The sequence below is a fragment of the Amycolatopsis jejuensis genome, from assembly GCF_000717335.1.
In the GTDB taxonomy this organism is placed as follows: Bacteria; Actinomycetota; Actinomycetes; order Mycobacteriales; family Pseudonocardiaceae; genus Amycolatopsis; species Amycolatopsis jejuensis.
On the sequence record NZ_JNYZ01000011.1, the window covers coordinates 207,731 to 230,447 of the forward strand.

A 22,717-nucleotide genomic window follows, 5' to 3' on the forward strand; every position below is an offset into this window, starting at 1 on the left:
CCGGGTCGACGCCGCCACGAGGTGAGGACCTCCTCGCGCAGGTCGCTCGGCTCGGCGCCGGACTGGAACTGTTCCCACGGATCGCCGGCAGTCCCCAGTCTTCCCGACGGCCGCGCTCAGCGGGAGCTGGCTTTCTCCTCCTCGTAACGCTGGGTCATCGTCGCGACGGCGTCGAGCTGGCTCTGCGCGTGCGCCGGACGGGACTGCCGCGCCCGGTCCTTCGCCGCGACAGTGCTGTCGGCCTGCCCTTGGAACTGCGGGAAAACCCATTGCGACAGCAGCTCGTACGAGCGTTTCGTCGCCTCGGGATTGGCCCATTCGTGGCCGAGTAAGAGGAAGGAACCGAAGCCGCCCGACTGGTCGACGAGGCGCTGGACCTGCGCCCGCGCGTCCTCGACCGTGCCGATGGCGCCGATCCCGGCCTCGTTGATGAAGTCGATCATGCCCTTCACGTCGGCGCTGTCGCATACCGCCATCTGGGGGAACGCGGCGACCTTCTGGAAGTACGTGAACCAGTGCTCAATGCCGTATTCGACGTCGCGGTACGCCTGTTCCTTGGTCTCTGCGACATGCATCAGCCCGACCAGCCGCCATTTGCTGCGGTCCGGCACCGGCTGCCCGTAGTGCTGCGCGCGTTCCTCGACGACGTTCCAGTGGTGTGCAAGCGCGTCGAACCCGTCCTGAGTCAGCGTCGCGCCGATCGACAGCAGTCCGACGCCGTGCTGACCGGCCATCCGCGGTCCGGTGGGCGACGCCACGGCCGCCACGGCCACGTCGAAGCACGGATCGGTGTACGGGCGCAGCTGCAGCTGGGCGTCGACGAGGTGGTGCGTCTTCGTCTGCCGGGTGACGGACTCGCCGCGCAGCAGCCGCATGATGATGTCGAGGTTTTCTTCCAGCAGCTCACGGGTGTCGGTGGGGCTCAGCCCGATCATCGACGAGTCGGTGGGCAGCGAACCCGGCCCGCACCCCAGCATCGCGCGGCCGCGGGTGAGGTGGTCCAGCATCACCATCCGGTCGGCCACCCACAGCGGGTTGTGGTACGCGATCGACGTGACGCCGGTACCCAGCTTGATCTGCCGGGTGCGCTCGGCCGCCGCGGCGATGAAGATCTCCGGCGAGGCGATGATCTCGGACCCGGCGGAGTGGTGCTCCCCGAGCCACGCTTCGTCGTACCCCAGCCGGTCGAGATGCTCGATCAGCTCGAGGTCACGCTGCAGGGCCAGCGCCGGATTCTGCCCTGGCTTGTGGAAGGGCGCCAGGAAGGCGCCGAAACGCAGACGGCTCACAGCAACTCCAACGATCGCGGGTCGGCGGCCGGGACCGGCCGCACTGCCTGGTCAGGACCCAGTATGGCCGCCGTCGCCCGAGCCGGGGTGTGCGGAAAATGAACACCCCCGGATGGCCGTCACTCAGTCGACGCAGTTGTCGCCCGCCGAGGTCACCGGCTGGTCGGCGCGCAGCACGGTCCCGGCCGCCGAGCCGCCGCCGGACACCCCGGGTCCGGCGTAGACCTTGCCGAGCACCACCTGGATGTGCCCGGCGGGAACGTCTGCGGACTCCACAGTGGACAGTCCGCCCAGCTCCTTCGCCACCGCGGCGCCTTCCGCGGCCAGCGCGGCCGGGTACCGCACCACCGAGGTCCGCTGCGGGGCTGCATTGCCGGTGGCACCCGGGGTGAACCCCTTGCCCTTCAACGTGTCCGCCACCCGGGACGCGAGCCCGGAAACGCCACCCGCGTTCGAGACGTCCACTGTGGCCTTCCCGGCGGCTTTCGCGGGCGCGCCGATCAGCTCGGCGGCGAAAGCCTTGACCTGCGCGGGATCCACGCGTACCGCGGTCTTGCGGCGGTCGGCCGGGTCGTAGCGATAGTCCGGGTCCAGCACCGGGATCGTGGCGAACTCGATCCCGCCGCCGGACACTCCACGCATCCGCCCGACGAAGTCGAGCAGGTCCCACGACTGGTCCAGGACCACGGATTTCTTCACCGCCGCAATGAGATCGCTCAGCTTGCCCGGGTCGGCGAGCGTACCCGCGGACAGCACCTGGTGCGCCAGCGCGGCGAGGAAGACCTGCTGGCGGCGCACCCGGTCGAGGTCGCTGCGGGGCAGGTTCTTGCGCTGCCGGACGAACGCGAGCGCGTCGCCGCCGGAGATCTTCTGTTTCCCGGCCTCGAAGTCCGCGCCGGAATCCGGGTCGCTCGTGGCGTGGTTCAAGCACACCTCGACGCCGCCGACGGCCTTGCTGATCTCGTAGAAGCTCAGCAGGTTCACCTCGGCGTAGTGATCGATGGTGACGCCGGTGAGGTCCTCGACCGCCTGCCGGGTCGCGCGCCGTCCGGCGGTCAGCGAGTCCTGTTCGATCTTGTTCTTGCCGGTCTCGCCACTCGTACGCAGCTTCTGCGCCTCCGCCGCTTTCGCCTGCCCGAACGCGGCGTTGATCTTGGTCTTCCCGCCCGGCAGGGACACATACGCGTCACGCGGGACGGAAAACCCCTTCACCTCCTGCTGCCCGTTCGGAATCCGCAGCACGATCAGCGTGTCGGTGAGGTCGTCGCCGTTGGCTCCCGCCCGCAGTTCGTCGAGCACGTCCTGGGGCAGCGGATTGCCTTGCGCATCGGTGCGGGAGTCGCGGCCGACGAGCAGGATGTCGACCGCGCCGTCGGCCGGTTGTTCGCCCGGACCGGAGCCGGCCCCGATCACGTTGCTGCGCGTGACGTCGTCGAGCGCGCTCAGCGTCGAGTACCCGTAAGCCGTTCCGGCGAACACGACCAGCGCGAGCGCGGCCACGACGACTTTCCCTGCAATCCGCACGCCCCTCTGGACGTCCGGGCACCCCGGCCTGCTGCACGAGTGGTCCAGATCACAGTTCAGCGGAGGTAGGACGCGCCGTTCACGTCGAGGATCGCGCCGGACGTCCAGGTCGCCTCCGCCGAAGCCAGGAACACCACGGCCTCGGCGATTTCCTCCGGCTCGGCGACCCGGCCGAACGGGCTCTGCCGCCGGACCTCGTCGGTGACCCGGCCTGCCACGCGCTCGGTGGCGGTGAACCCCGGCGCGACCGAGGTGACCGAGATGCCGTGCGGCGCCAGTTCGACCGCGAGCGACTGGCCGAGCGCGTGGAGCGCGGCCTTGCTAGCGCCGTACGCCGGGTACTCGGGCTCGCCGCGAAACGCCCCGCGCGACCCGACGTTCACGATCCGGCCGGGCGCGCCGCGGGCGATGAGGTGGCGGGCGACATGGAAGGCGACGTTGGCCGCGCCGAGGAGGTTCACGTCGAGCGTGCGCCGCCACACCTGCTGCCAGTCCGCATAGGACACTTCGGCCAGCGGCGTCCGCGTTTCCGGCGTGGTGCCGATCGCGGCGTTGTTCACCAGCACGTCGACACCGCCGAGCTGCTCCTCGGCGACGTCGGCAATCCATTGCGCCGCTTCGGGGTTGCCGAGATCGCCGGACACGAGCACGTGCCCCGACCCGGGCAGCGCCTCCAGCGTCTCGCGCGCCGCCTCGCGGTTGGATCCACAGTGGACGGCGATCCGGTCACCCCGGGTGGCGAAGGCGACCGCGATGGCGCGGCCGATCCCGCGCGAGGCACCCGTGACGAGGACGTTCATTTCGCGAACAACTGCGTCTCGTCGCGAAATGCCTTGAACTCCAGCGCATTCCCGGCCGGATCGTGCAGGAACATGGTCCACTGCTCCCCCGGCTCACCGGGGAACCGCCGGTAGGGCTCGATGACGAACTCCGTGCCTGCGGCGCGCAGCCGCCCGGCCAGCTCGTGGAACCCGTCGACGTCGAGGACCAGCCCGAAATGCGGCACCGGCACGTCGTGCCCGTCGACCGGGTTGCGGCCCGCCTCCGCGCGAGCACCCGCGACGACGTGCGTGACGACCTGGTGACCGTGGAAGTCCCAATCGACCCACGCGTCCGCCGACCGCCCTTCCGGCAGGCCGAGCACGCCGCCGTAGAACGCACGGGCGCGGGACAGATCGTCGACCGGAATCGCCAGGTGGAAGGCAGGCCGGACAGCCATGGACACTCCTGCAGCTCGGGGACCGGAAACCCCACGTTGACTGCCCGATGTCCAAATGTCAACATTAGCCGGTGGAAGTCACCCCGCTGAGGAAGGCGGCCCGCCGCGGGCTCGCCGACGAGGCCGCGGACCGAGTACGCGACGCGATCTTCGCCGGCCACTTCCGGCCCGGCGCGCCGCTGCGCGAGGTCGAACTGGCGGCGTCGCTCGAGGTCAGCCGCGGCTCGGTACGCGAGGGCCTGGCCGTGCTCGCCCGAGAAGGCCTCATCCGAGGCGGCTGGCACCGGCCGACCACGGTGGTCGACGTGACAGCCGAGGACGTCGACGAGGTCTACTCCGTCCGCGCCGCCCTGGACCGCCTCGCCGCGATCACCGCGCGCACCACCGCAACACAAGTGGATCTGGACGAGCTCGACGCGTTGGTCGCCGACCTGGCCACCGCGGTCCTCGAGAACGCGGACGGCCCCCGACTGCTGGCGTTGGACATCGCATTCCACGACCGCGTGTACGCCGCGGCGGGCAACGGCCGCCTGACCGAAGCGTGGCATGCCGTGCGGTCACAAGTGTTCCTGTTCCAACTGCAACGGGTTTCACTCGGCCACGAGCACTACCGCGCCCGAGTGGTTGCCGAACACCGGGAACTCGCCGAGCTGATCCGGGCAGGCGACCGCGACCGGCTGGGCCGGGTAGCGGAGGAACACGTCCACACAGCCCGGGAAAGCCTGCTCACCGAACTACGCTGACCGCCAACGCAGCCTCGATCCGCCGGTTGCTCGTCATGCTCATCGTCACCACGGTCATCAGCACCAGCACCACCGACGCCGCCACATACGGCACCCGCACGCCCGCCGTAGCGGCCAGCCAACCCCCCAATGCGGCGCCCACCGGGGAGGCCGACGCGCTGACCAGGCGGGACGCCGCGACCACCCGGCCAAGCAAGCGCGCGGGTACCACGACCTGCCGCAGCGAGCTGCCCAGCACCATCGTCATCGCCATACCGCAGCCGCACACCGCGAACATCGCGCCGGCGAACCACGGGTCGCGGGCGAGGCCGAACGCCAGCACTGCGCCGCCCTCCACCACTGCGGTCACGGTGAGCGCGGTGCCCGTGCCCAGCCAGTCCTCCACCGGCCCGACCAGCACCATCGCGCCGGCCAAACCGCCGACGGCTTCCGCGGCCAGCAGGAATCCGTACCCGGCGGGCGCCAACGCCAGGGCGTCGTGGGCGAACACCACCAGCACCGCCCCGCACGCACCGTACGCCAGATTGCCCACCGCGGGCCGCAATGCCAGGCCGAGCAGCAGCCGATCCCTTACCACGTAAGCGAAACCCTCCTTCGCGTCGGCCCACACCGAGCGACCCGGTTCGCGCGCGGGCACCGGTGCATGCGGCAACGTCCGGATCAACACGGCACTGGCGACGTACGTCAGGGCGTTCACGCCGAACGGAAGCGTCCGCCCCAGCGAAAAAAGGAAGCTGCCGACCGGCGGTCCGGCGAAGTGGCCTGCCGCGGTCGAGGCCCCGCGCAGGTACCCGTTGGCGCGGCGGAGCAAGGTCTGGTCGCGAGTCAGGAGGTCCGGCAGGTACGCCTGCGCGGCGGTGTCGAAGAACAGCTGCCCGGTGCCGAGCAGGAACGCGACCACGAGCAGGACCGGAATACTGAGCCAGCCCAACGCACCCGCAGCCACCGTGAGGACCAGCAGCGCCGCCCGTATGATGTCGGCGGTCCACATCGTGCGGCGCCGGTCCCACCGGTCCACGAGGGCTCCGGCGAACAACCCGGCCAGCGGGAACGGCGCGAGCATCGCCACGGTGACCATGCTGACCACCATCGGGTCGCGATCCAGCAGCAAGGCCAGCAACGGCAACGCCGCCTGGTACGCACCATCACCGAGGGAGCTGATCGTGGCGGCTGACCACAAGCGACGGAACGCGCGTGGCATCATCTGGCGGCTCCGGGCCCCGGCCGGAAGAACGCGACCGCGACGGTGGCCGCCGGGGCATCGGCGTCCCGCGCGTCCCGCAGCTCGTCGAGCAGTTCGCCCAGCCGGCGCTCGAACTCCGCGAACTGCGCGTCGGCCAGCCGGGTGTGCTGCATCCGGACGTACCGCGGCGCGTCGTCGGGCGCGGTCGCAAGATCGGCGACTGCGTGCTGCAACAGCACATCCCGCTCTCCCCCGACCGGCTCGGGCAGGTCGATCCGCCGCGCGACGTGCGCGTAGTACCGCTCGATCACCCCGCGCACCTGCCGCGTGCGCACCACGTGCACGAGCCCGGCCCGCTCCAGCACCCGCACGTGGTAGCTCGAACTGCCTTTCGCCAGGTCGAGCCGGTCGGCGATCTGCGTGATCGTCGCGGGCCCGTCGCGCAGCACGGCCAGCACCCGGTGCCGGACGAGGTTGTTGACCGCACGCAGCTGCTCGGTGGTGCGGATGTGGACGGCTTCCTCCGGCGGGACATAGCCCGCGTCGTCTTCCCCAGTCACGCTCCAATGGTCAACGACTCTTGACCATTTGTCCAGCACTCACCCGCCGAACAGGACGACCACCTTCCGCACCAGCTCGACCACCCCGTACGCGAACGGCGCCAGCACCCACAGCCACGCGATCACCAGCAAGGCAGTACGGCCGCCCATCACGCCTCACTCCCGACCGCAGTCCGGTCCACCGGTTCGTGGTACTTCTCCTTGACCGGGCGCACGCATTCGTTGGCGACGAACCCGACCACCAGCAGGCCGATCATGATCCAGAACGACAGCGCGTACAGGTCCGGCCCGGCCTTGCCGGCCGCCTTCTCACTGTCGGCGATGCCGTCGATGATCAGCGGCCCGAGCACGCCCGCCGCGGACCACGCGGTGAGCAGGCGGCCGTGGATCGCGCCGACCTGGTAGGTGCCGAAGAGATCCTTGAGATACGCCGGAAGCGTGGCGAACCCGCCGCCGTAGAACGAAAGGATCAGCATCGCGCACAGGACGAACACGAGTTTCGACGAGTTCGTGGTCAGCGCGATCACCAGGTACAGCAGTGCGCCGACGCCGAGGTAGAACCGGTAGATGTTCTTGCGCCCCACCAGGTCCGAGGTGGACGACCACACGAACCGGCCGAGCATGTTGGTGAGCGAGAGCAGCGCGACGAACCCGGCCGCGGACGGGACGCTCACCGGCGTCGCAGTGTGGGCGAAGAAGTCGCGGATCATCGGCGACGCCTTTTCCAGGATCCCGATCCCCGCCGTCACATTGAGGCACAACACGATCCACAGGCACCAGAACTGCGGCGTCTTGAGCGCATTCGCCGCGGACACGTTCCCCGTGGACACCAGCGGTTTGACCGCGCCGGCCGTCGGTTCCCAGCCAGCGGGACGCCAGCCGTCCGCGGGCACGCGCACGATCAGCACGCCCATCGTCATGAACACCGCGTACACGAGCCCGTGCACGAGAAATGCGACAGCAATGTCGCCCGTCGTCGGAGTACTGCCGAGCATCGCCGACGACCACGGTGACGCGATCAGCGCCCCGCCGCCGAAGCCCATGATCGCGATCCCGGTGGCCATGCCCGGCCGGTCCGGGAACCATTTGATCAGCGTCGACACCGGCGAGATGTACCCGATGCCGAGGCCGATCCCGCCGACCCCGCCGTACCCGGCCACCACGAGCCAGAACTGCCCGGTCGCCACGCCGAGCGCGGCCAGCAGGAAGCCGGTGGAGAAACACACCGTGGCCACGGTCATCGCCCAGCGCGGGCCGTTGCGCTCCACCAGCGTCCCGCCGAACGCCGCGGACAGCCCGAGCATCACGATGCCGAGCTGGAACGGCAGCCCGGACTCGGTGCCGGACAGGTGCAGGGTCTTCTCCAGCGGCGTCTTGAAAACGCTCCACGCGTAGGCTTGGCCGATCGAGAGATGGATGGACAGCGCAGCGGGCGGCACGAGCCAGCGGGTCCAGCCGGGCGGTGCGACGATACGGGAACGGGCGAGGAAAGCGGGGACGGCCATCGGCGGACTCCTCCCAACCGGGACGGGATGCTGGGAATGTATTACCAAATCCTCGCCGATGCAGTATCGAATTGTCGGATGTCCGGTCCGGCCGACGACGAAAGAGGGAACCGATGGGCAGGGTGACGGTACGGCGGCCGGTGCGGCGGATCTCCGCGGCCGGCGAGCGGCGCCGTCCGGACTCGCTGGCCGCCGAGGAACCGCTGGAGCTGCGGGTCGGCGGGAAGGCGCTCGCGGTGACCATGCGCACGCCCGGGCACGACGTCGAACTCGCGCACGGCTTCCTGCTCTCGGAAGGCGTGCTGGGCTCGCGCGAGGACATCGCCGTGGCGCGCTACTGCGACGGCGTCGACGACCAGGGCCGCAACACCTACAACGTGCTCGACGTGACGCTCGCCGACGGGGTCGCCCCGCCGGACACCGGCGTCGAGCGCAACTTCTACACCACCTCCTCGTGCGGGGTCTGCGGCAAAGCCGCGCTCGACGCGGTGAAGCTGCGCAGCCGGTTCTCCCCCGCGGACTCGACGTTCACGGTGAAGTCCGAGGTCCTCTCCCGGCTGCCGGATCGGTTGCGGGAACAGCAAAAGGTGTTCTCCGCCACCGGCGGCCTGCATGCCGCCGCACTGTTCACCGCGGACGGTGAACTGGTGACGGTCCGCGAGGACGTCGGACGGCACAACGCGGTGGACAAGGTGCTCGGCTGGGCTCTGCAGGCGGGCCGGATCCCGGCTCCCGATCTGGGGCTGCTGGTCTCCGGCCGCGCCTCGTTCGAGCTGGTGCAGAAGGCCGCGATGGCCGGGATCGGACTGCTCGCCGCAGTGTCCGCGCCGTCGTCGCTCGCGGCGGAGCTGGCCGAGGAGAACGGCATGACGCTGATCGGTTTCCTGCGCGGGGACAGCATGAATCTCTACACCGGGGACCAGCGCCTGCTGACGTAGCTAGGCCAGCTTCGGCAGCCAGCTGCCGTGGAACCCGTGCGGCACCCGGACCGGCAGGTGCACCTCGGCGACCGTCTCGAGGCTCGCCGCGTCGAGCAGCACGAGGTCGCTGTGCGCCGCGGTCGCGTCGTACACGAAGCCCATCAGCACGCCGTCGTCCTCGGCCGCGTCCACTCCGGACGGCACGAACACGAACTCCCCCGGCTCCCGGCCGGAGCCGAATCGATGCGTCTGCACCGAGCGGTTGACGACGTCGTGCTTGTACAGCTTGCCGGTCGGCAGAGTGGCGGCGTCGGTGGCGGTCGTGTAGCCGTAGCGGTGCGGGAGGCTCACGCGCCGCTCGTCGATCCGCGGGAGCTCCTGCCCGTTGTCGTCGAGCCGCTCCTCGACGACCTTCCCCGCGACGAGGTCGATCGTCCACCGGTCGACCGTCGTCTCGCCGTCGCCGGGAGCGATCTTGCTCCGGTTGAGCACCGTCTCGTGCCGCACCACGTCGAGCACGACGCGATCGCCGTCGTCGTAAGCGTTCAGCGCGTGGTACACGAAGCACGGCTCGACGTCGAACCACCGGACGTCGCTGTTCCCGCCCTCGCGCGGCATCACGCCGACCCGCGGCGGGTAGTCCGGATTCCACTCGGCGGGCATGGAATCCAGGGTGAAGTCGCTGCGGATGACCAGATTCACCGGCAGGTCGTAGAACACCACATACCGTTCGGTGAGCGACAGCTCGTGCATGATCGGCTGCCCGGTCACCTCGATGTCCTCGAGCCGCCGGACCCGGCCGTCGGCGCCGACGACGCTGTACTGCACCTTGTTCCCGAAACCAGGGTTGACCGACACGGCATGCAGTTCCCCGGTCTTCGGGTCCCGCTTCGGGTGCGCGGTGTACCCGCCGCCGGGCAACGTGCCGTCGAAGTCGCACAGGCCCACCGTGTCGAGCTCCTCGGTCAGCTCCCACTGCGGCATCCCGCCTTCGACGAGCGCGAGCGTGCGCCCGGCGTGCTCGATCACGTGGGTGTTGGCGCCGACCATGGTGCGGGGCACCCGGGGGCCTTCGCCCAGCATCCCGGCGACGTACGGGGTGCGGATCCAGCGGTTGCGATACCACTCGGCCCGGCCGTCGCGAAGCCGGACGCCGTGCACCATGCCGTCGCCCATGAACCAGTGGTATTTCTCCGGGTCCGGCTCCAGCGGGTTCGGCCCGTTGCGCAGGTACCGGCCGTCGAGGTACCCGGGCAGCTCCCCGGTCACCTCCAGCCGGGTGCTCGTGTACTCGCGTTCGATCGGCGCGACGTTGCTCTCCAGGTACGGGTTGGCCATGACTCCTCCATAACATGGTTATGAGTCCTGGTATAACAGGGTTATGCGATACTGGCAAGCATGAGCGGGACAACGCGGGGCAACGAGGTGCGGGCACAGCTGGTGACGGCGGCGATCCGGCTGCTCGCCGAAGGCGGGCCCGACGCACTCCAGGCCCGCAAGCTGGCGGCCGAGGTCGGGGCGTCCACCATGGCCGTGTACACGCACTTCGGCGGGATGGCCGCGCTCACCGATGCCGTTGCCCAGGAAGGATTTCGCCGGCTGAGTGCGTGCATCGACCGGATCGAGCGCACCGCCGACCCGGTGGCCGACCTGCTGTCCATGGCGCTCGCCTACCGGGAGAGCGCGGCAGCGCATCCGGAACTGTTCTCGCTCATGTTCCGGCACGTGGGTGCACAGAAGGGCAGCGTCGCCGACGCAATCCGGTCGGAAGACCGGAGCGAGGCGGCGGCCGCGTTCCGGATGGTCCTCGCCGCAACCGAGCGGGCCGTCGCGGCCGGGCGGATCACCGGCGACGCGCTCTCCGCCGCGGCGCAGGTGTGGAGCGCCGTGCACGGGTTCGTGACCCTCGAGCTCAACGGCCATTTCGGGCCCGGTGACCACGCCGTGGCGGACGTACTGACGCCGCTCGCCATCACGCTGGTCGTCGGCCTCGGCGACTCGCCTGCCGCCGCGCGCGCCTCCGCCGGCGAGGCACGCGTCACAACGACCGAGTGAAGATCTTTCCAGGCAACTTTTCAACGTTCCCGCACGTCTTAGGCTGTGTGGGTGAGGGAAGCCAGGTGAACGGGCCAACCGGCGGCCGGCGGCGAGTGAGCCGCCGGTCTTTGCTGATCGCGGGTGCCTCGGGCCTCGGCGTCGCCGGGCTCGCGGCCGGCTCCGCGACCGGGGTCATCCCGTTCAACCAGGCATTGCAGCGAGCCGCGGGCGTCGCGTCGTCCACTCCGGTCACGCAGCTCGGCAGCATGCGCGTGGAGCGCGTGTACTCGGCCGCGCGCGGACGCGAGGTCGACCTGGTTTTCCTGCTGCCCAGCAAGAAGCCGCCGCGCGGCCTGCCGATGTCGCTGATGCTGCACGGCCTCCACGGCAACGCCCGCAGCGCCGCGCCGAGCGGATTGCTGAAACAGCTCGGCAGCGACGTGGCACGCAAGGCAGTGCCCGCGTACGGCTACGTCGCGGTGGATGGCGGCGACAACTACTGGCACCAGGTCCGCCCCGGCGACGACCCGATGGCGATGCTGCTGGAGGAAGTCCCGCAGTGGCTGAAGGCCCGCGGTTTCGGCGACCCGGACGGCCTGCCCTTCGCGTGCGCCGGAGTGTCGATGGGCGGCTTCGGAACGCTCGTGTACGCCCGCCGCCGAGCCGAACGCCGTCAGTCCCCGGCCGCGATCGCCGCGATCGCCCCGGCGCTGCTCACGTCGTGGCCGGACATGGCGAAGCGCCGCATCTTCACCGGCCAGACGGACTGGACGTCCCTGGACCCGCTCCGCCATCTCGATGCACTGCAAGGCATCCCGACGGCGCTGTACTGCGGCACCGAGGACAACTTCATCACCGGCGTCCGCCGCTACATCGCCGAAGCCCACCCGGCGATCGGGTACACCGCACACGGGAAGCACAGCGACACGTTCTTCCGCACGGTGGTGCCGAGCATGGTGGGCTTTCTGGGAAAGCACGCGCTGCCCAAGGCGTGACACGGCACGCGGCGCATCGCCCGAGCCCGGGGGCCCGCGCGCAGGAACGACTACGTCACCACGAAAGCCGGGTCGAGATCACCAGCGGCCGCTCGCCCAATCGGCTCGGCAGGGGTCACCTTCACCCCCGGCTGGCGGTGGCCTCCCCCAGGAGCGCACTCGTGCCGAACATGGTCGATTTCCTCGGAAAGCACGCGCTGCCCAAGGCGTGACACCGTCCACAGTGGAGCGGCTCAGGAGACGGAGAGCCAGCGCCCCATCACCGAGATGAGCCAGAAGCCGACCATCGCGGCCAGTGCCGTGAGCACCGACCAGCGCAGCTGGCGGGCCCGGGTCTCGGCGGCGCGGAGGCGGCGCAGGAAGAGCCACGCCACCACGAAAAGCGGGATCGGGGTCAGCGGCAACGCCGACAGCCGGGTACCGACCGCGACCAAGCACACCAGCGTGCACACCGCCAGCAGGATCTCCGACGCGCGGAAGATCCACGGGAACCGCGTCAGTACCGACGCGACCACTCGTTCGCTCAGCTCCAGGATGCCGACCGGCGGCGCGGGCTCCGCGGCAGGTTCGGCAGGGACCGCTTCGCCGGGGTCGGCAGTCTCGTCCCCCGGGGGTGCGGTCAGCGGCACGGTTGTCATCCTGTCCATTATCGCGCCTGCCGCGGACGCCCTCGCAGCCGACTCCTGCTAAGCCTGCCCCGCGCCGCGCGAACGGCGCCCGGTCAGGCCGACTTCTCGCCGCGCTCGCTGCGGGTCCGGCGCGACGGCTGCCGGGCCACGATCGTGGGGTTGACGTTCTCGCGGACGGTCTGCTCGGTGATCACGACCTTGGCGACGTCGTCGCGGCTCGGGATGTCGTACATCACCGGCTGGAGGACTTCTTCCATGATCGCGCGCAGGCCGCGGGCGCCGGTGCCGCGCAGGACGGCCTGGTCGGCGATGGCCTCGAGCGCGGTCTTGGTGAACTCCAGCTCGACGTTGTCCATCTCGAAGAGCTTCTTGTACTGCTTCACCAGCGCGTTGCGCGGCTGCGTCAGGATGGAGACGAGCGACTCCTTGTCGAGGTGGTTCACCGTGGCGACCACCGGGAGCCGCCCGATGAACTCCGGGATCAGGCCGAACTTGATCAGGTCCTCGGGCATCGTCTCGGAGAACACGTCGCTGCCCTCGATCTCGGCCTTGGTGCGGATCTCCGCGCCGAAGCCGAGGCCGCGCTTGCCGACCCGCTCGTTGATGATCTTCTCCAGCCCGGCGAACGCACCCGCGACGATGAAGAGCACGTTCGTGGTGTCGATCTGGATGAACTCCTGGTGCGGATGCTTGCGCCCGCCCTGGGGCGGTACCGACGCGGTGGTGCCCTCCAGGATCTTCAGCAGCGCCTGCTGCACGCCCTCGCCGGACACGTCGCGGGTGATCGACGGGTTCTCGCTCTTGCGGGCGATCTTGTCGACCTCGTCGATGTAGATGATGCCCGTCTCGGCGCGCTTGACGTCGTAGTCGGCCGCCTGGATGAGCTTGAGCAGGATGTTCTCGACGTCCTCGCCGACGTACCCGGCCTCGGTGAGGGCCGTGGCGTCCGCGATCGCGAACGGGACGTTGAGCAGCTTGGCGAGGGTCTGCGCGAGGTAGGTCTTGCCGCAGCCGGTGGGGCCGAGCATCAGGATGTTGGACTTCGCGAGCTCGACCGGCTCGTCCTTGGAGTCCTTGGGCCCGGACTTGTCGTCGGCCTGGATGCGCTTGTAGTGGTTGTACACCGCGACGGCGAGGGTTTTCTTGGCCTCGTCCTGGCCGATGATGTACTGCTCGAGGAACTCGTGGATGTCGGCGGGCTTGGGCAGCTCGTCGAGCTTGACCTCGCCTGCCTCGGCCAGCTCCTCCTCGATGATCTCGTTGCAGAGATCGATGCACTCATCGCAGATGTAGACCCCGGGGCCGGCAATGAGCTTCTTCACCTGCTTCTGGCTCTTGCCGCAGAAAGAACACTTCAGCAGGTCGCCGCCGTCACCGATCCGTGCCATGGCCGTTGACCTCGTCCCCTCCGGTGCGCGGGGCGCACCTGCACTCTCTCGCGGCCCCGGTCCTGCCGGGCAAGCCCTGGGCCGACACACGCATTGCCACTGACGGTACCCGCCCGATGCCGCGAGCGGGAGCACCCGGCCCGTTCCGGGCACGTCGATGCCCGAGGTTAGACCAGGGGGCCGGGGCGCGTCGCGGATTCGGCGCGCACCGGCCCGTCGCCGTCAGTTCGCCGAGGCCTTCCGGTACGGGAGGACCTCGTCGATCAGGCCGTAGGCCTTGGCCTCGTCGGCGGTGAGGATCTTGTCCCGCTCGATGTCGGCCTTGATCTGGTCGGGCTCCTTGTTCGTGTGCTTGGCCAGGATGACCTCCATCTGGCGGCGCACGCGCTGGATCTCGTTGGCCTGGATCTCCAGGTCCGAGACCTGCCCGTAGGTACCCTCGGTGGCCGGCTGGTGGATGAGCACGCGCGCGTTCGGCAGCGCCATGCGCTTGCCCGGCGTGCCCGCCGCCAGCAGCACCGCGGCGGCCGAGGCGGCCTGGCCGAGGCACACGGTGGAGATGTCCGGGCGGATGTACTGCATCGTGTCGTAGATCGCCATCAGCGACGTGAACGACCCGCCGGGGGAGTTGATGTAGATGCTGATGTCGCGGTCCGGGTCCTCGTGCTCGAGGTGCAGCAGCTGGGCCATCACGTCGTTGGCCGACGCGTCGTCCACCTGCACGCCGAGGAAGATCGTCCGCTCCTCGTACAGCTTGTTGTACGGGTTGGACTCCTTCACGCCGTAGCTGGTGCGCTCGACGTACGAGGGAAGGATGTACCGCGACTGGGGGGTTTGCGGGGCCCGGAAGTCACCCGGGAGCCGGAAGTTGCTCATGATGCTCTCCTGTGTGCTTCGGGCTCAGTTACTGGAGTTCAGGCCACTGTCGCGGGTCAGGACGTGGTCGACGAAGCCGTAGTCCTTCGCCTCCTGCGCGGTGAACCAGCGGTCGCGGTCGCCGTCGGCGATGATCTGCTCGGTGGTCTGCCCGGTCTGCTCCGCGGTGATCTTCGCGAGCTCCTGCTTCCACTTGTTGAACAGGTCGGCCTGGATGGCGATGTCGGACGCGGTGCCGCCGACCCCCGCGGACGGCTGGTGCATGAGGATGCGTGCGTGCGGGAGCGCGTAGCGCTTGCCGGGGGTGCCCGACGAGAGCAGGAACTGCCCCATCGACGCCGCCATGCCCATCGCGTAGGTGGCCACGTCGGGCTTGATGAGCTGCATCGTGTCGTAGATGGCGAACCCGGCGGTGACCGAGCCACCCGGCGAGTTGATGTAGAACCGGATGTCGGACTCGGAGTCGTCCGCGTCGAGCAGGAGGAGCTGCGCGGTGAGCCGGTTGGCGACCTCGTCGTTGACCTCGGAGCCGAGTACGACGATCCGCTCCTGGAGCAACCGCTCGAACACCGAGTCGGTGAGGTTGAGCCCCGCGGTGCCGGTGCGCCCCTCGGGCATGTGCTGCTTCACGTGTGCCTGCCTTTTCACCGGCGGCGGATCGCACTGGCCGCGTCCGCCGCTGTCGTGTTCGGAGATCTTGCTTTCGACCCTAACGAACTCGGGCGGTGCAGAATGCCTGACACCGCCCAAGTTCGCTCAGAGCTTCACTCCGCGGGGGTCTTGGCTGCTTCCTTGCCGGATTCCACAGCGGATTCCGTGACCTCGGTCTCCTCTGCGGGCGCTTCCTCGTCCGCGCCGAAGAGCTCGGTGAGGTCGACCTCGGCCCCCGAAGCGTCCTTCACCGTGGTGCCGCGCACCACCGACGCAAGCGCCTTGCCGCGGCGGACGTCCGCGTAGATGGCGGTGAGCTGGCCCGACTGCTGGGCCCGCTGCACGTACTCGTCGGGGCTGACGCCGAAGCGCTGCGCCTGGTAGATGATCCGCTCGGTGAGCTCGCCGTCGTTGACCGACGTCTGCTCCTTGTCGGCGATGGTGTCCAGCAGCAGCTGCGTACGGACGGCCTTCTCCGACTCTTCCTTCACCTCGGCGTTGAACTCGTCGAGGGTGCGGCCCTCGGCCTCGAGCGCCTTGGCGAACTGGTCCTCGTCGTGGTCGTACGGGTGCACCGCGTCGTGCTTGCGGTTCTCGATCTCGGACTCGAGCACCTTCTCCGGGATCGGCACCTCGGTGCGCTCGAGCAGGATCTCGAGGACCTTGTCGCGGGCCTGGACGCCCTGCTGCATCCGCTTGACCCGGCCGAGCCGCTCGCGCAGGTCGGCGCGGAGCTCGTCGATCGTGTCGAACTCGCTCGCGAGCTGGGCGAACTCGTCGTCGGCCTCGGGCAGCTCGCGCTGCTTGACCGACTGCACGGTGACCGTGACCTCGGCGTCCTGGCCGGCGAACTCGCCCGCGACCAGCTTGGTGGTGAACGTCCGGGTGTCGCCTGCGTTCGCGCCGACGATCGCGTCGTCGATGCCGTCCACGAGCTGGCCGGAGCCGATCTCGTAGGAGAGGCCGGTGGTGGAGGCCTCCTCGACCGGCTTGCCGTCGACGCTCGCCGACAGGTCGACGGACACGAAGTCGCCGTTCTCGGCCGGACGCTCGACGCCGGTGAGGGTGCCGAAGCGGGCGCGCAGCTCGTCGAGCTGCTCGGCGACCTCCTCGTCGGTGGTCTCGACGTCGTCGACGCTGACCTCGATGCCTTCGAGGTCGGGCAGCTCGATCTCCGGGCGCACGTCGACCTCGGCGCTGAACTCCAGGACCTCGCGGTCCTCGAGCTTGGTCACCTCGAACTCGGGCTGGCCGAGCGTGCGGACCTCGCCCGCGCGCACGGCCTCGATGTACTTGGCCGGGATGGCCTCGTTGACGACCTCGTCGAGCACCGGCGCGCGGCCGATCCGGCTTTCCAGGACGCGAGCGGGTACCTTGCCGGGGCGGAAGCCGGGTACGCGCACCTGCTGGGCGATCTTGCGGTACGCGGCGTCGAAGTTCGGCTTGAGCTCGTCGAACGGCACCTCGACATTGATCTTCACTCGCGTCGGGCTGAGCTGCTCGACGGTGCTCTTCAAGATCTTCTCCTCGAGCGGTAAACGATGTGGGCGGGCAGTCCATCGGGACGGCCCCGGTCACCTGCTGACCGGGACGTCCGAGTCTAGGCCAGAGGTGTGACGAGACCGGCTGCGGGGCACCTCGCGCACCGGTCCCGATCAGCGGAGGTGCCCCGGCGCCCGTAGCGTGCCGGACGTGGTTTCCGGGCAGCACACTGAAGGTCCGGCCGCGGCGGCCGCGCGGCTCACCGGGTTCGAGGTGGTGCGCACCGGCCGGACCGGCACGATGAGTGAGCTGACGTTGACCGACGGCGACCGGCGACACGACGTCGTGGTCAAACGGGGTCCGGTGCGGGCCGAGGCCGCCGGGTTGCGATGGCTGTCCGGTGTCGCGCGGGTGCCGCGGGTGTACGGCGCGGACGACGGCTGGCTCGTGCTGGAGCGGGTCACCGAGGTCGCGCCGAGCGTGTCGGCGGCGGAAGAATTCGGCCACGACCTCGCCCGGTTGCATGCCGCCGGAGCGCCGTCCTTCGGTTCCTCTCCCCCGGATGGCCCAGTGGACGCGTGGATCGGGACCGCGCCGATGCGGAATGTGACCGGCGCGTCGTGGCCGGAGTGGTACGCGGAGCATCGGGTACTGCCTTATGTCCGGATGGCGGCCGACGCCGGGCTGGTGGACGCCGCGGTGTTCGAGCGGGCGTGTGCGCGGTTTCCCGAACTGACCCCGGCTGAGCCGCCGGCGCGGCTGCACGGGGATCTATGGAGCGGCAATGTGCTGTGGAGCGCGGACGGCGTCGTGCTGATCGACCCGGCGGCGCACGGCGGACATCGCGAGACCGACCTGGCGATGCTGCACCTCTTCGGCTGTCCCCACCTGGACCGGATCGTGGCGGCGTACGACTCGGCTGCCCCGCTGGCCGACGGGTACCGGGAACGGATTCCGTTGCACCAGCTGTTCCCGCTGCTCGTGCACACTGTCCTTTTCGGACGGTCGTACGCCGGGCAGGCGGAGGCGGCCGCCCGGGCGCTCGGCTGAACCCCACAGCCGGTTCACAGGAAGCACACATCGGGCCCACACTGTCGGCTCGCACCCTTCGGACATGAGCCTGCGCGTGCGGATCGCGGCTGCCCGGCCGGGGCGGCGGTCGCTGCGCGCGAAGCTGACGATCTCGATCGTCGTGCTGCTGTCGCTGGTGTGCCTGGTGATCGGGGTGGTCAGCGAGTTCGCGCTCAAGGCCTTCCTGCTGTCGCAGACCGACAGCCAGCTGTCCGCCGCGGCCACCCGGGCGCTGGATTTCGCCACTCGCGGCGGACCGCCCGGCAACCCGCTCGACGCGCCAGGGCAAGGCGCGGGCACCGTCAATGCGCATTTCGCCGATGGCGAACTGGTCGACGGTGGTTCGCTGTCCCCGCATGGGCAGCGCGTCCGGCTCACCGCCGAGGAACTCGCCGTACTGCACGATCTCCCTGCCGACGGCCGGGCGTACACGCGCAGCGTCGGCGACCTCGGTGACTACCGGCTCACGGCGGTTCCGATCCCGGGCGGCGTGGTGGTGACGGGCGTGCCGCTGGAGCCGATGCAGCAGACGTTACTGACGGTCGGGCTGATCCTCTTCGGCGTGGCGGCGGCCGGGGTGACCGGGGCGGCGTTCCTCGGCGCGTTCGCGGTGCGGCGCACCCTGCGGCCGCTCGAACGGGTCGCCGAGACCGCGGCGCAGGTTGCCGAGCTGCCGCTGGACCGGGGTGACGTCGATCTGTCGGTGCGCGTACCGGTCCAGGACACCGATCCGCGGACGGAGGTCGGCCAGGTCGGGGCGGCACTGAACCACATGCTCGGGCACGTGTCGTCGGCGCTCGAAGCCCGGTACGCGAGCGAGTTGCGGGTACGCCGGTTCGTCGCTGACGCCAGTCACGAGCTGCGTACGCCGCTTGCCGCGATCCGTGGGTACGCCGAGCTGGCCGGACGGTCCCGGACTGCCGCGCCGCCCGCCGTCGCGCGCTCGATGAGCCGGATCGAGTCCGAGGCCGACCGGATGACGACGCTGGTGGAAGACCTGTTGCTGCTCGCGCGCCTCGACGCGGGTCGTCCGCTCGACGTCACCGAGATCGACCTGGCCCGGCTCGTCGCGGACGTGGCGAGTGACGCCCGAGTCGCCGGTCCCGATCACCTCTGGCGTCTTTCGCTGCCTACGACGCCGGTGTTCGTCCTCGGCGATGTGCAGCGGCTGCACCAGGTCTTGGCCAATCTTCTTGCCAACGCCCGGGTGCATACGCCGCCGGGTACCACGGTCGTCACCTCGCTCGTGCGGGCGGTGGACGGCAGCGCGGTGGTGACCGTCGTCGACGACGGCCCGGGTATCCCGCCGCAGCTGCAGGTCTTCGAACGCTTCGCGCGCGGGGATTCGTCTCGGTCCCGCGCGGCCGGGTCGACCGGGCTGGGGCTGGCAATCGCGGCGGCCGTGCTGGCTGCGCATCGGGGGACGATCGAGGTGCGCAGCCGTCCGGGGCGGACGGAGTTCGTGGTGCGCCTGCCCATCGCACAGCAGGGGCACAGCGCCACCACAAGGTGACCAAAGCCGCGCCCGCGACGGTAAAGCCATGAACGCCCCCGCCTCCCGCCGAAGTCCGGTCGGCCTCGGTGGTCCGGAGCCTGTGCTGGACGTCGTCATCCCGGTCCACAATGAGGAAACCGACCTCGAATCGTGTGTGCGCCGTCTGCGGGCGCATCTCGCCGCACGCGCCGGGTACCTGTATCGGATCACCATCGCGGACAACGCGAGCACCGACGAAACCCTTGCGGTCGCTTCGCGGTTAGCCCGGGAATTCCCCGAAGTCGAGGTACACCACCTGGATGCGAAGGGCCGCGGCCGCGCACTGCAGACGGTCTGGTCCACTTCGGACGCTGCCGTGCTGGCCTATATGGACGTTGACCTGTCGACCGATCTCGCCGCGCTGGACCCGCTGGTCGCGCCGCTGTTGTCGGGACACTCGGACGTCGCGATCGGCAGCCGTCTCGCCCGCGGCGCGCGGGTGGTGCGCGGACCGAAACGGGAGCTGATTTCCCGCTGCTACAACCTGATCCTGCGGGGCACCCTCGCCGCACGGTTCTCCGACGCGCAGTGCGGATTCAAGGCGATCCGCGCCGACGTCGCCCGTGCCCTGCTCCCCCACGTCCGCGACACCGGCTGGTTCTTCGATACCGAACTGCTCGTCCTCGCCCAGCGGGCAGGACTGCGGATCCACGAGGTACCGGTGGATTGGGTCGACGATCCGCAGTCGTCCGTCGACCTTTTCGCGACCGCCGCCGCGGATCTCCGCGGCATTGCGCGGGTCACTCGCGCGACGCTCACCGGCGAAATTCCCGTACGACGGCTGCGCGACCAGCTCGGCCGCGCACCGATCGGAGTGGAGGCGCCCGGCGTGTCGCCTGGCTTGGTCAAGCAGCTCGTGCGGTTCGCGGCTGTGGGGGTCGCGAGCACGGTCGCGTATCTGCTGCTTTTCCTGCTGCTGCGGACGATGATGTCCGCGCAGGTGGCCAATTTCGTTGCGTTGCTGGTCACCGCCGTCGGGAATACCGCGGTGAACCGGCGGGTGACGTTCGGCGTGCGCGGGCGGGCCGGGGTGGGCCGCCATCAGGTCCAGGGGCTGCTGGTCTTCGGCCTCGGACTGGCGCTGACCAGCGGGTCGCTCGCCTTACTGCACAATCCCGGGCTCGTGCTGGAGACGGTGGTGCTCGTGGCGGCGAACCTCGCCGCCACGGTGCTGCGCTTCCTGCTGCTGCGCGGCTGGGTCTTCAATCCGCGTCGCACCGCTCCCGAGGAGTCGTCTTGAGCACTGCCGATCGCTGGGTCCGCCCGGCTGTCTCCGGCCTGCTGGCACTGACCGGCGTGCTGTATTTCTGGAACCTGACCGCATCCGGGTACGGCAACTCGTTCTACGCCGCGGCCGTGCAGGCGGGCACGCAAAGTGCTAAGGCCTGGTTGTTCGGTTCGCTCGACGCCGGGAATGTGATCACTGTCGACAAACCGCCCGCGGCGCTGTGGGTCGGGACGGCTTTCGCGCGGCTGTTCGGGTTCTCGAGTTTCACGGTGCTTGCCCCGCAGGCGTTGATGGGGGTCGCATCGGTCGGGGTTCTGTATCTGACGGTGCGCCGCGTCTCCGGGCCGGTGCCGGGGTTGCTGGCGGGCGCGATCCTTGCGCTGACACCGGTTGCCGCGTTGATGTTCCGGTTCAACAACCCGGACGCGTTGCTCACTTTGCTGCTGATCGTCGGTGCGTATTGCACAGTGCGCGCACTGGAGAGCCCGCGGTGGCTGGTTTTTGCCGGGGTGGCAATCGGATTCGGATTTCTGACGAAGATGCTACAGGCGTTTCTGGTGTTGCCTGCGTTCGCGCTGGCGTACCTGATCGCGGCGCCGCCGGGGCTCGGGAAACGGCTGCTGCACCTGCTGGCCGCGGGGGTCGCGGTGGTGGTGTCGGCGGGCTGGTTCGTGGTGCTGGTGGAGCTGTGGCCGGCTGGATCGCGGCCGTATGTCGGCGGGTCCGACGGGAACAGCCTGCTGGAACTTGCGTTGGGGTACAACGGGTTGAGCCGGATCTTCGGGGCGGGCTCGGGTGGTTTCGGTCCGGCCGGTGGTGCCGACCCCGCGTTCGGCGGAGTTTCGGGGTTCGGCCGGATGGTCGGGGCCGGAGGCGGTGACTCGGGTGGCTTGGGTGGTGGTGCCGGGACCGCGTTCGGCGGGAGTCCGGGGCTCGGGCGGATGTTCGGGGCGAGTTTCGGCACCGAGGTCTCCTGGCTGCTCCCGGCCGCATTGATCGGGCTGGTGGCGGGCCTGTGGTTCACCCGGCGAGCCGCGCGGACCGACCGGACCCGCGCGTCGCTGGTGCTCTGGGGCGGCTGGCTGCTCGTGACCGGGCTGGTGTTCAGCTTCATGAGCGGCATCGTGCACCCGTACTATTCGGTGCAGCTCGCCCCGGCGATCGCCGCGGTGGTGGCGATCTCGGGGCACGCGTTGTGGCGCGGGCGAGCGCACGTCGCGCCGAGGTTGGTGCTGGGCGCGATGATCGCGGTGACGGCCGGGTGGGCGTTCATCCTCCTCGACCGCACGCCGGACTGGTTTCCCGCGCTCCGCTGGGTGATCGTGGGGCTGGGGTTGGTGGTGAGTACCGCGGTGATCGCCGGGGCGCGCGGCGGGCTGGCGGCGGTGGTCGCGTTCGGTCTCGGCTGCTCCGGGTACACAGTTGCGACGGTTTCCTTGCCACACAACGGTTCCATCCCCGTTTCCGGCCCGGTCTCCGGCGAGGTCCGGATGGAAGAGACCAGTGCGGCCGTCGGGCGGCTTCTGGCGGCTACCACGACGAAGTGGGCGGCCGCGACGTCCGGGTCCCAGTCGGCGGCGAGCCTGGAACTGGCGAGTGGCCGTCCGGTGATCGGCATCGGCGGGTGGAGCGGCGGTGATCCGGCGCCGACGCTGGAGCAGTTCAAGCAGTACGTCGCGGCGGGACAGGTGACTTACTACGTCGACGGCGGACGCGGCGGCGGGCCCGGTGGTTCGAGCGAAATCACCGAGTGGGTGGCCGCGAACTTCCCGGCGACCACGGTGGGTGGCGAAACTGTCTACCAGCTCACCCGGTGAGTCCGGAAATCCTCAGCCTGTTCCCAGGATCGAGGCGCATTCTGGAAAGCACGGAGAGTTATCCGC

22 protein-coding genes are annotated in these 22,717 nt (G+C 69.8%); 8 read left to right on the forward strand and 14 right to left on the reverse strand.

All coding sequences use genetic code 11. From position 1 onward, the window contains the following. Window positions 1-116: 116 nt before the first annotated feature. The 4 genes from OO71_RS16180 to OO71_RS16195 form a co-directional block, all read right to left on the reverse strand. Entirely contained in the window at window positions 117-1,289 is a 1,173-nt protein-coding gene (locus OO71_RS16180; RefSeq protein WP_033290590.1) for an LLM class flavin-dependent oxidoreductase, read from the reverse strand. Between the two features lie 123 nt (window positions 1,290-1,412). Continuing rightward, window positions 1,413-2,813: an LCP family protein gene (locus tag OO71_RS16185; protein ID WP_033290591.1), complete on the reverse strand. Its 1,401-nt coding sequence runs from the start codon at window positions 2,811-2,813 to the stop codon at window positions 1,413-1,415. 56 nt (window positions 2,814-2,869) lie between these two features. After that, on the reverse strand, window positions 2,870-3,613 hold the full coding sequence (locus OO71_RS16190; RefSeq protein ID WP_033290592.1) for an SDR family NAD(P)-dependent oxidoreductase: 744 nt from the start codon (window positions 3,611-3,613) through the stop codon (window positions 2,870-2,872). Continuing rightward, complete coding sequence (locus OO71_RS16195; protein ID WP_033290593.1) at window positions 3,610-4,032, reverse strand: VOC family protein; 423 nt, start codon at window positions 4,030-4,032, stop codon at window positions 3,610-3,612. Before OO71_RS16195 ends, OO71_RS16190 begins: the two co-directional genes overlap by 4 nt. A gap of 71 nt (window positions 4,033-4,103) precedes the next feature. Between OO71_RS16195 and OO71_RS16200 the strand changes: the two genes are divergently transcribed. Further along, a complete protein-coding gene (locus OO71_RS16200) occupies window positions 4,104-4,775 on the forward strand; it encodes a GntR family transcriptional regulator (RefSeq protein ID WP_033290594.1) in 672 nt (223 codons plus the stop codon). Here the strand turns inward: OO71_RS16200 and OO71_RS16205 are convergent. The 4 genes from OO71_RS16205 to OO71_RS16215 are packed head-to-tail and all read right to left on the reverse strand — an operon-like array spanning window position 4,759 to window position 8,023. Beyond that, on the reverse strand, window positions 4,759-5,979 hold the full coding sequence (locus OO71_RS16205; protein WP_211260534.1) for an MFS transporter: 1,221 nt from the start codon (window positions 5,977-5,979) through the stop codon (window positions 4,759-4,761). The genes OO71_RS16200 and OO71_RS16205 overlap by 17 nt on opposite strands. After that, window positions 5,976-6,518: an ArsR/SmtB family transcription factor gene (locus tag OO71_RS16210; RefSeq protein ID WP_033290595.1), complete on the reverse strand. Its 543-nt coding sequence runs from the start codon at window positions 6,516-6,518 to the stop codon at window positions 5,976-5,978. The genes OO71_RS16205 and OO71_RS16210 overlap by 4 nt, the downstream gene beginning before the upstream one ends. A gap of 39 nt (window positions 6,519-6,557) precedes the next feature. Beyond that, complete coding sequence (locus tag OO71_RS53335; RefSeq protein ID WP_425388679.1) at window positions 6,558-6,668, reverse strand: MFS transporter small subunit; 111 nt, start codon at window positions 6,666-6,668, stop codon at window positions 6,558-6,560. After that, the gene (locus OO71_RS16215) at window positions 6,668-8,023 is read right to left on the reverse strand and encodes an L-lactate MFS transporter (RefSeq protein WP_033290596.1); all 1,356 of its coding nucleotides are present in this window, start codon (window positions 8,021-8,023) and stop codon (window positions 6,668-6,670) included. Before OO71_RS16215 ends, OO71_RS53335 begins: the two co-directional genes overlap by 1 nt. Window positions 8,024-8,136: 113 nt before the next feature. Here OO71_RS16215 and fdhD point away from each other — a divergent pair, with 113 nt between their 5' ends. Beyond that, window positions 8,137-8,961, forward strand: a complete 825-nt coding sequence (fdhD, locus tag OO71_RS16220) for a formate dehydrogenase accessory sulfurtransferase FdhD (RefSeq protein WP_033290597.1) — start codon at window positions 8,137-8,139, stop codon at window positions 8,959-8,961. Here the strand turns inward: fdhD and OO71_RS16225 are convergent, their stop codons facing one another. Beyond that, the gene (locus OO71_RS16225; RefSeq protein ID WP_033290598.1) at window positions 8,962-10,281 is read right to left on the reverse strand and encodes a carotenoid oxygenase family protein; all 1,320 of its coding nucleotides are present in this window, start codon (window positions 10,279-10,281) and stop codon (window positions 8,962-8,964) included. Between the two features lie 60 nt (window positions 10,282-10,341). On the opposite strand from OO71_RS16225, the gene OO71_RS16230 reads away from it, so the two are divergent. Continuing rightward, complete coding sequence (locus tag OO71_RS16230) at window positions 10,342-10,998, forward strand: TetR/AcrR family transcriptional regulator (protein WP_033290599.1); 657 nt, start codon at window positions 10,342-10,344, stop codon at window positions 10,996-10,998. 65 nt (window positions 10,999-11,063) lie between these two features. Further along, window positions 11,064-11,975 (forward strand): alpha/beta hydrolase, encoded by a 912-nt coding sequence (locus OO71_RS16235; RefSeq protein WP_245633683.1) that lies wholly within the window; start codon window positions 11,064-11,066, stop codon window positions 11,973-11,975. A gap of 233 nt (window positions 11,976-12,208) precedes the next feature. Here OO71_RS16235 and OO71_RS16240 read toward each other — a convergent pair whose 3' ends face one another. The 5 genes from OO71_RS16240 to tig all read right to left on the reverse strand — a co-directional run bounded on the left by OO71_RS16240 (window position 12,209) and on the right by tig (window position 17,036). After that, a complete protein-coding gene (locus OO71_RS16240) occupies window positions 12,209-12,613 on the reverse strand; it encodes a hypothetical protein (RefSeq protein WP_033290820.1) in 405 nt (134 codons plus the stop codon). A gap of 83 nt (window positions 12,614-12,696) precedes the next feature. After that, window positions 12,697-13,992 (reverse strand): ATP-dependent Clp protease ATP-binding subunit ClpX, encoded by a 1,296-nt coding sequence (gene clpX, locus OO71_RS16245; protein ID WP_033290601.1) that lies wholly within the window; start codon window positions 13,990-13,992, stop codon window positions 12,697-12,699. Between the two features lie 222 nt (window positions 13,993-14,214). Continuing rightward, a complete protein-coding gene (locus tag OO71_RS16250) occupies window positions 14,215-14,868 on the reverse strand; it encodes an ATP-dependent Clp protease proteolytic subunit (RefSeq protein WP_033290602.1) in 654 nt (217 codons plus the stop codon). Between the two features lie 24 nt (window positions 14,869-14,892). After that, a complete protein-coding gene (locus tag OO71_RS16255; RefSeq protein ID WP_033290603.1) occupies window positions 14,893-15,498 on the reverse strand; it encodes a ClpP family protease in 606 nt (201 codons plus the stop codon). Between the two features lie 134 nt (window positions 15,499-15,632). Further along, complete coding sequence (tig, locus tag OO71_RS16260) at window positions 15,633-17,036, reverse strand: trigger factor (protein WP_033290604.1); 1,404 nt, start codon at window positions 17,034-17,036, stop codon at window positions 15,633-15,635. Between the two features lie 265 nt (window positions 17,037-17,301). Between tig and OO71_RS16265 the strand changes: the two genes are divergently transcribed. The 4 genes from OO71_RS16265 (at window position 17,302) to OO71_RS16280 (ending at window position 22,651) form a co-directional block, all read left to right on the forward strand. After that, window positions 17,302-18,051, forward strand: coding sequence for a fructosamine kinase family protein (locus OO71_RS16265; protein WP_051791654.1), 750 nt, complete (start codon window positions 17,302-17,304; stop codon window positions 18,049-18,051). A gap of 64 nt (window positions 18,052-18,115) precedes the next feature. After that, window positions 18,116-19,585: a sensor histidine kinase gene (locus OO71_RS16270; RefSeq protein ID WP_033290605.1), complete on the forward strand. Its 1,470-nt coding sequence runs from the start codon at window positions 18,116-18,118 to the stop codon at window positions 19,583-19,585. 28 nt (window positions 19,586-19,613) lie between these two features. Beyond that, window positions 19,614-20,846, forward strand: coding sequence for a bifunctional glycosyltransferase family 2/GtrA family protein (locus OO71_RS16275; protein WP_033290606.1), 1,233 nt, complete (start codon window positions 19,614-19,616; stop codon window positions 20,844-20,846). After that, window positions 20,843-22,651 (forward strand): glycosyltransferase family 39 protein, encoded by a 1,809-nt coding sequence (locus OO71_RS16280; protein ID WP_245633684.1) that lies wholly within the window; start codon window positions 20,843-20,845, stop codon window positions 22,649-22,651. The genes OO71_RS16275 and OO71_RS16280 overlap by 4 nt, the downstream gene beginning before the upstream one ends. Window positions 22,652-22,717: the final 66 nt, after the last annotated feature.

Bases quoted from the DNA above. Each gene is read 5' to 3' on its own strand.
- OO71_RS16250 (WP_033290602.1), bottom strand. From the start codon at position 14,868: ATGAGCAACTTCCGGCTCCCGGGTGACTTCCGGGCCCCGCAAACCCCC.
- clpX (WP_033290601.1), bottom strand. From the start codon at position 13,992: ATGGCACGGATCGGTGACGGCGGCGACCTGCTGAAGTGTTCTTTCTGC.
- OO71_RS16225 (WP_033290598.1), bottom strand. From the start codon at position 10,281: ATGGCCAACCCGTACCTGGAGAGCAACGTCGCGCCGATCGAACGCGAG.
- OO71_RS16270 (WP_033290605.1), top strand. From the start codon at position 18,116: ATGAGCCTGCGCGTGCGGATCGCGGCTGCCCGGCCGGGGCGGCGGTCG.
- fdhD (WP_033290597.1), top strand. From the start codon at position 8,137: ATGGGCAGGGTGACGGTACGGCGGCCGGTGCGGCGGATCTCCGCGGCC.
- OO71_RS16275 (WP_033290606.1), top strand. From the start codon at position 19,614: ATGAACGCCCCCGCCTCCCGCCGAAGTCCGGTCGGCCTCGGTGGTCCG.
- OO71_RS16215 (WP_033290596.1), bottom strand. From the start codon at position 8,023: ATGGCCGTCCCCGCTTTCCTCGCCCGTTCCCGTATCGTCGCACCGCCC.
- OO71_RS16240 (WP_033290820.1), bottom strand. From the start codon at position 12,613: ATGACAACCGTGCCGCTGACCGCACCCCCGGGGGACGAGACTGCCGAC.
- OO71_RS16230 (WP_033290599.1), top strand. From the start codon at position 10,342: ATGAGCGGGACAACGCGGGGCAACGAGGTGCGGGCACAGCTGGTGACG.
- OO71_RS16190 (WP_033290592.1), bottom strand. From the start codon at position 3,613: ATGAACGTCCTCGTCACGGGTGCCTCGCGCGGGATCGGCCGCGCCATC.
- OO71_RS53335 (WP_425388679.1), bottom strand. From the start codon at position 6,668: ATGGGCGGCCGTACTGCCTTGCTGGTGATCGCGTGGCTGTGGGTGCTG.
- OO71_RS16195 (WP_033290593.1), bottom strand. From the start codon at position 4,032: ATGGCTGTCCGGCCTGCCTTCCACCTGGCGATTCCGGTCGACGATCTG.
- OO71_RS16265 (WP_051791654.1), top strand. From the start codon at position 17,302: ATGAGTGAGCTGACGTTGACCGACGGCGACCGGCGACACGACGTCGTG.
- OO71_RS16205 (WP_211260534.1), bottom strand. From the start codon at position 5,979: ATGATGCCACGCGCGTTCCGTCGCTTGTGGTCAGCCGCCACGATCAGC.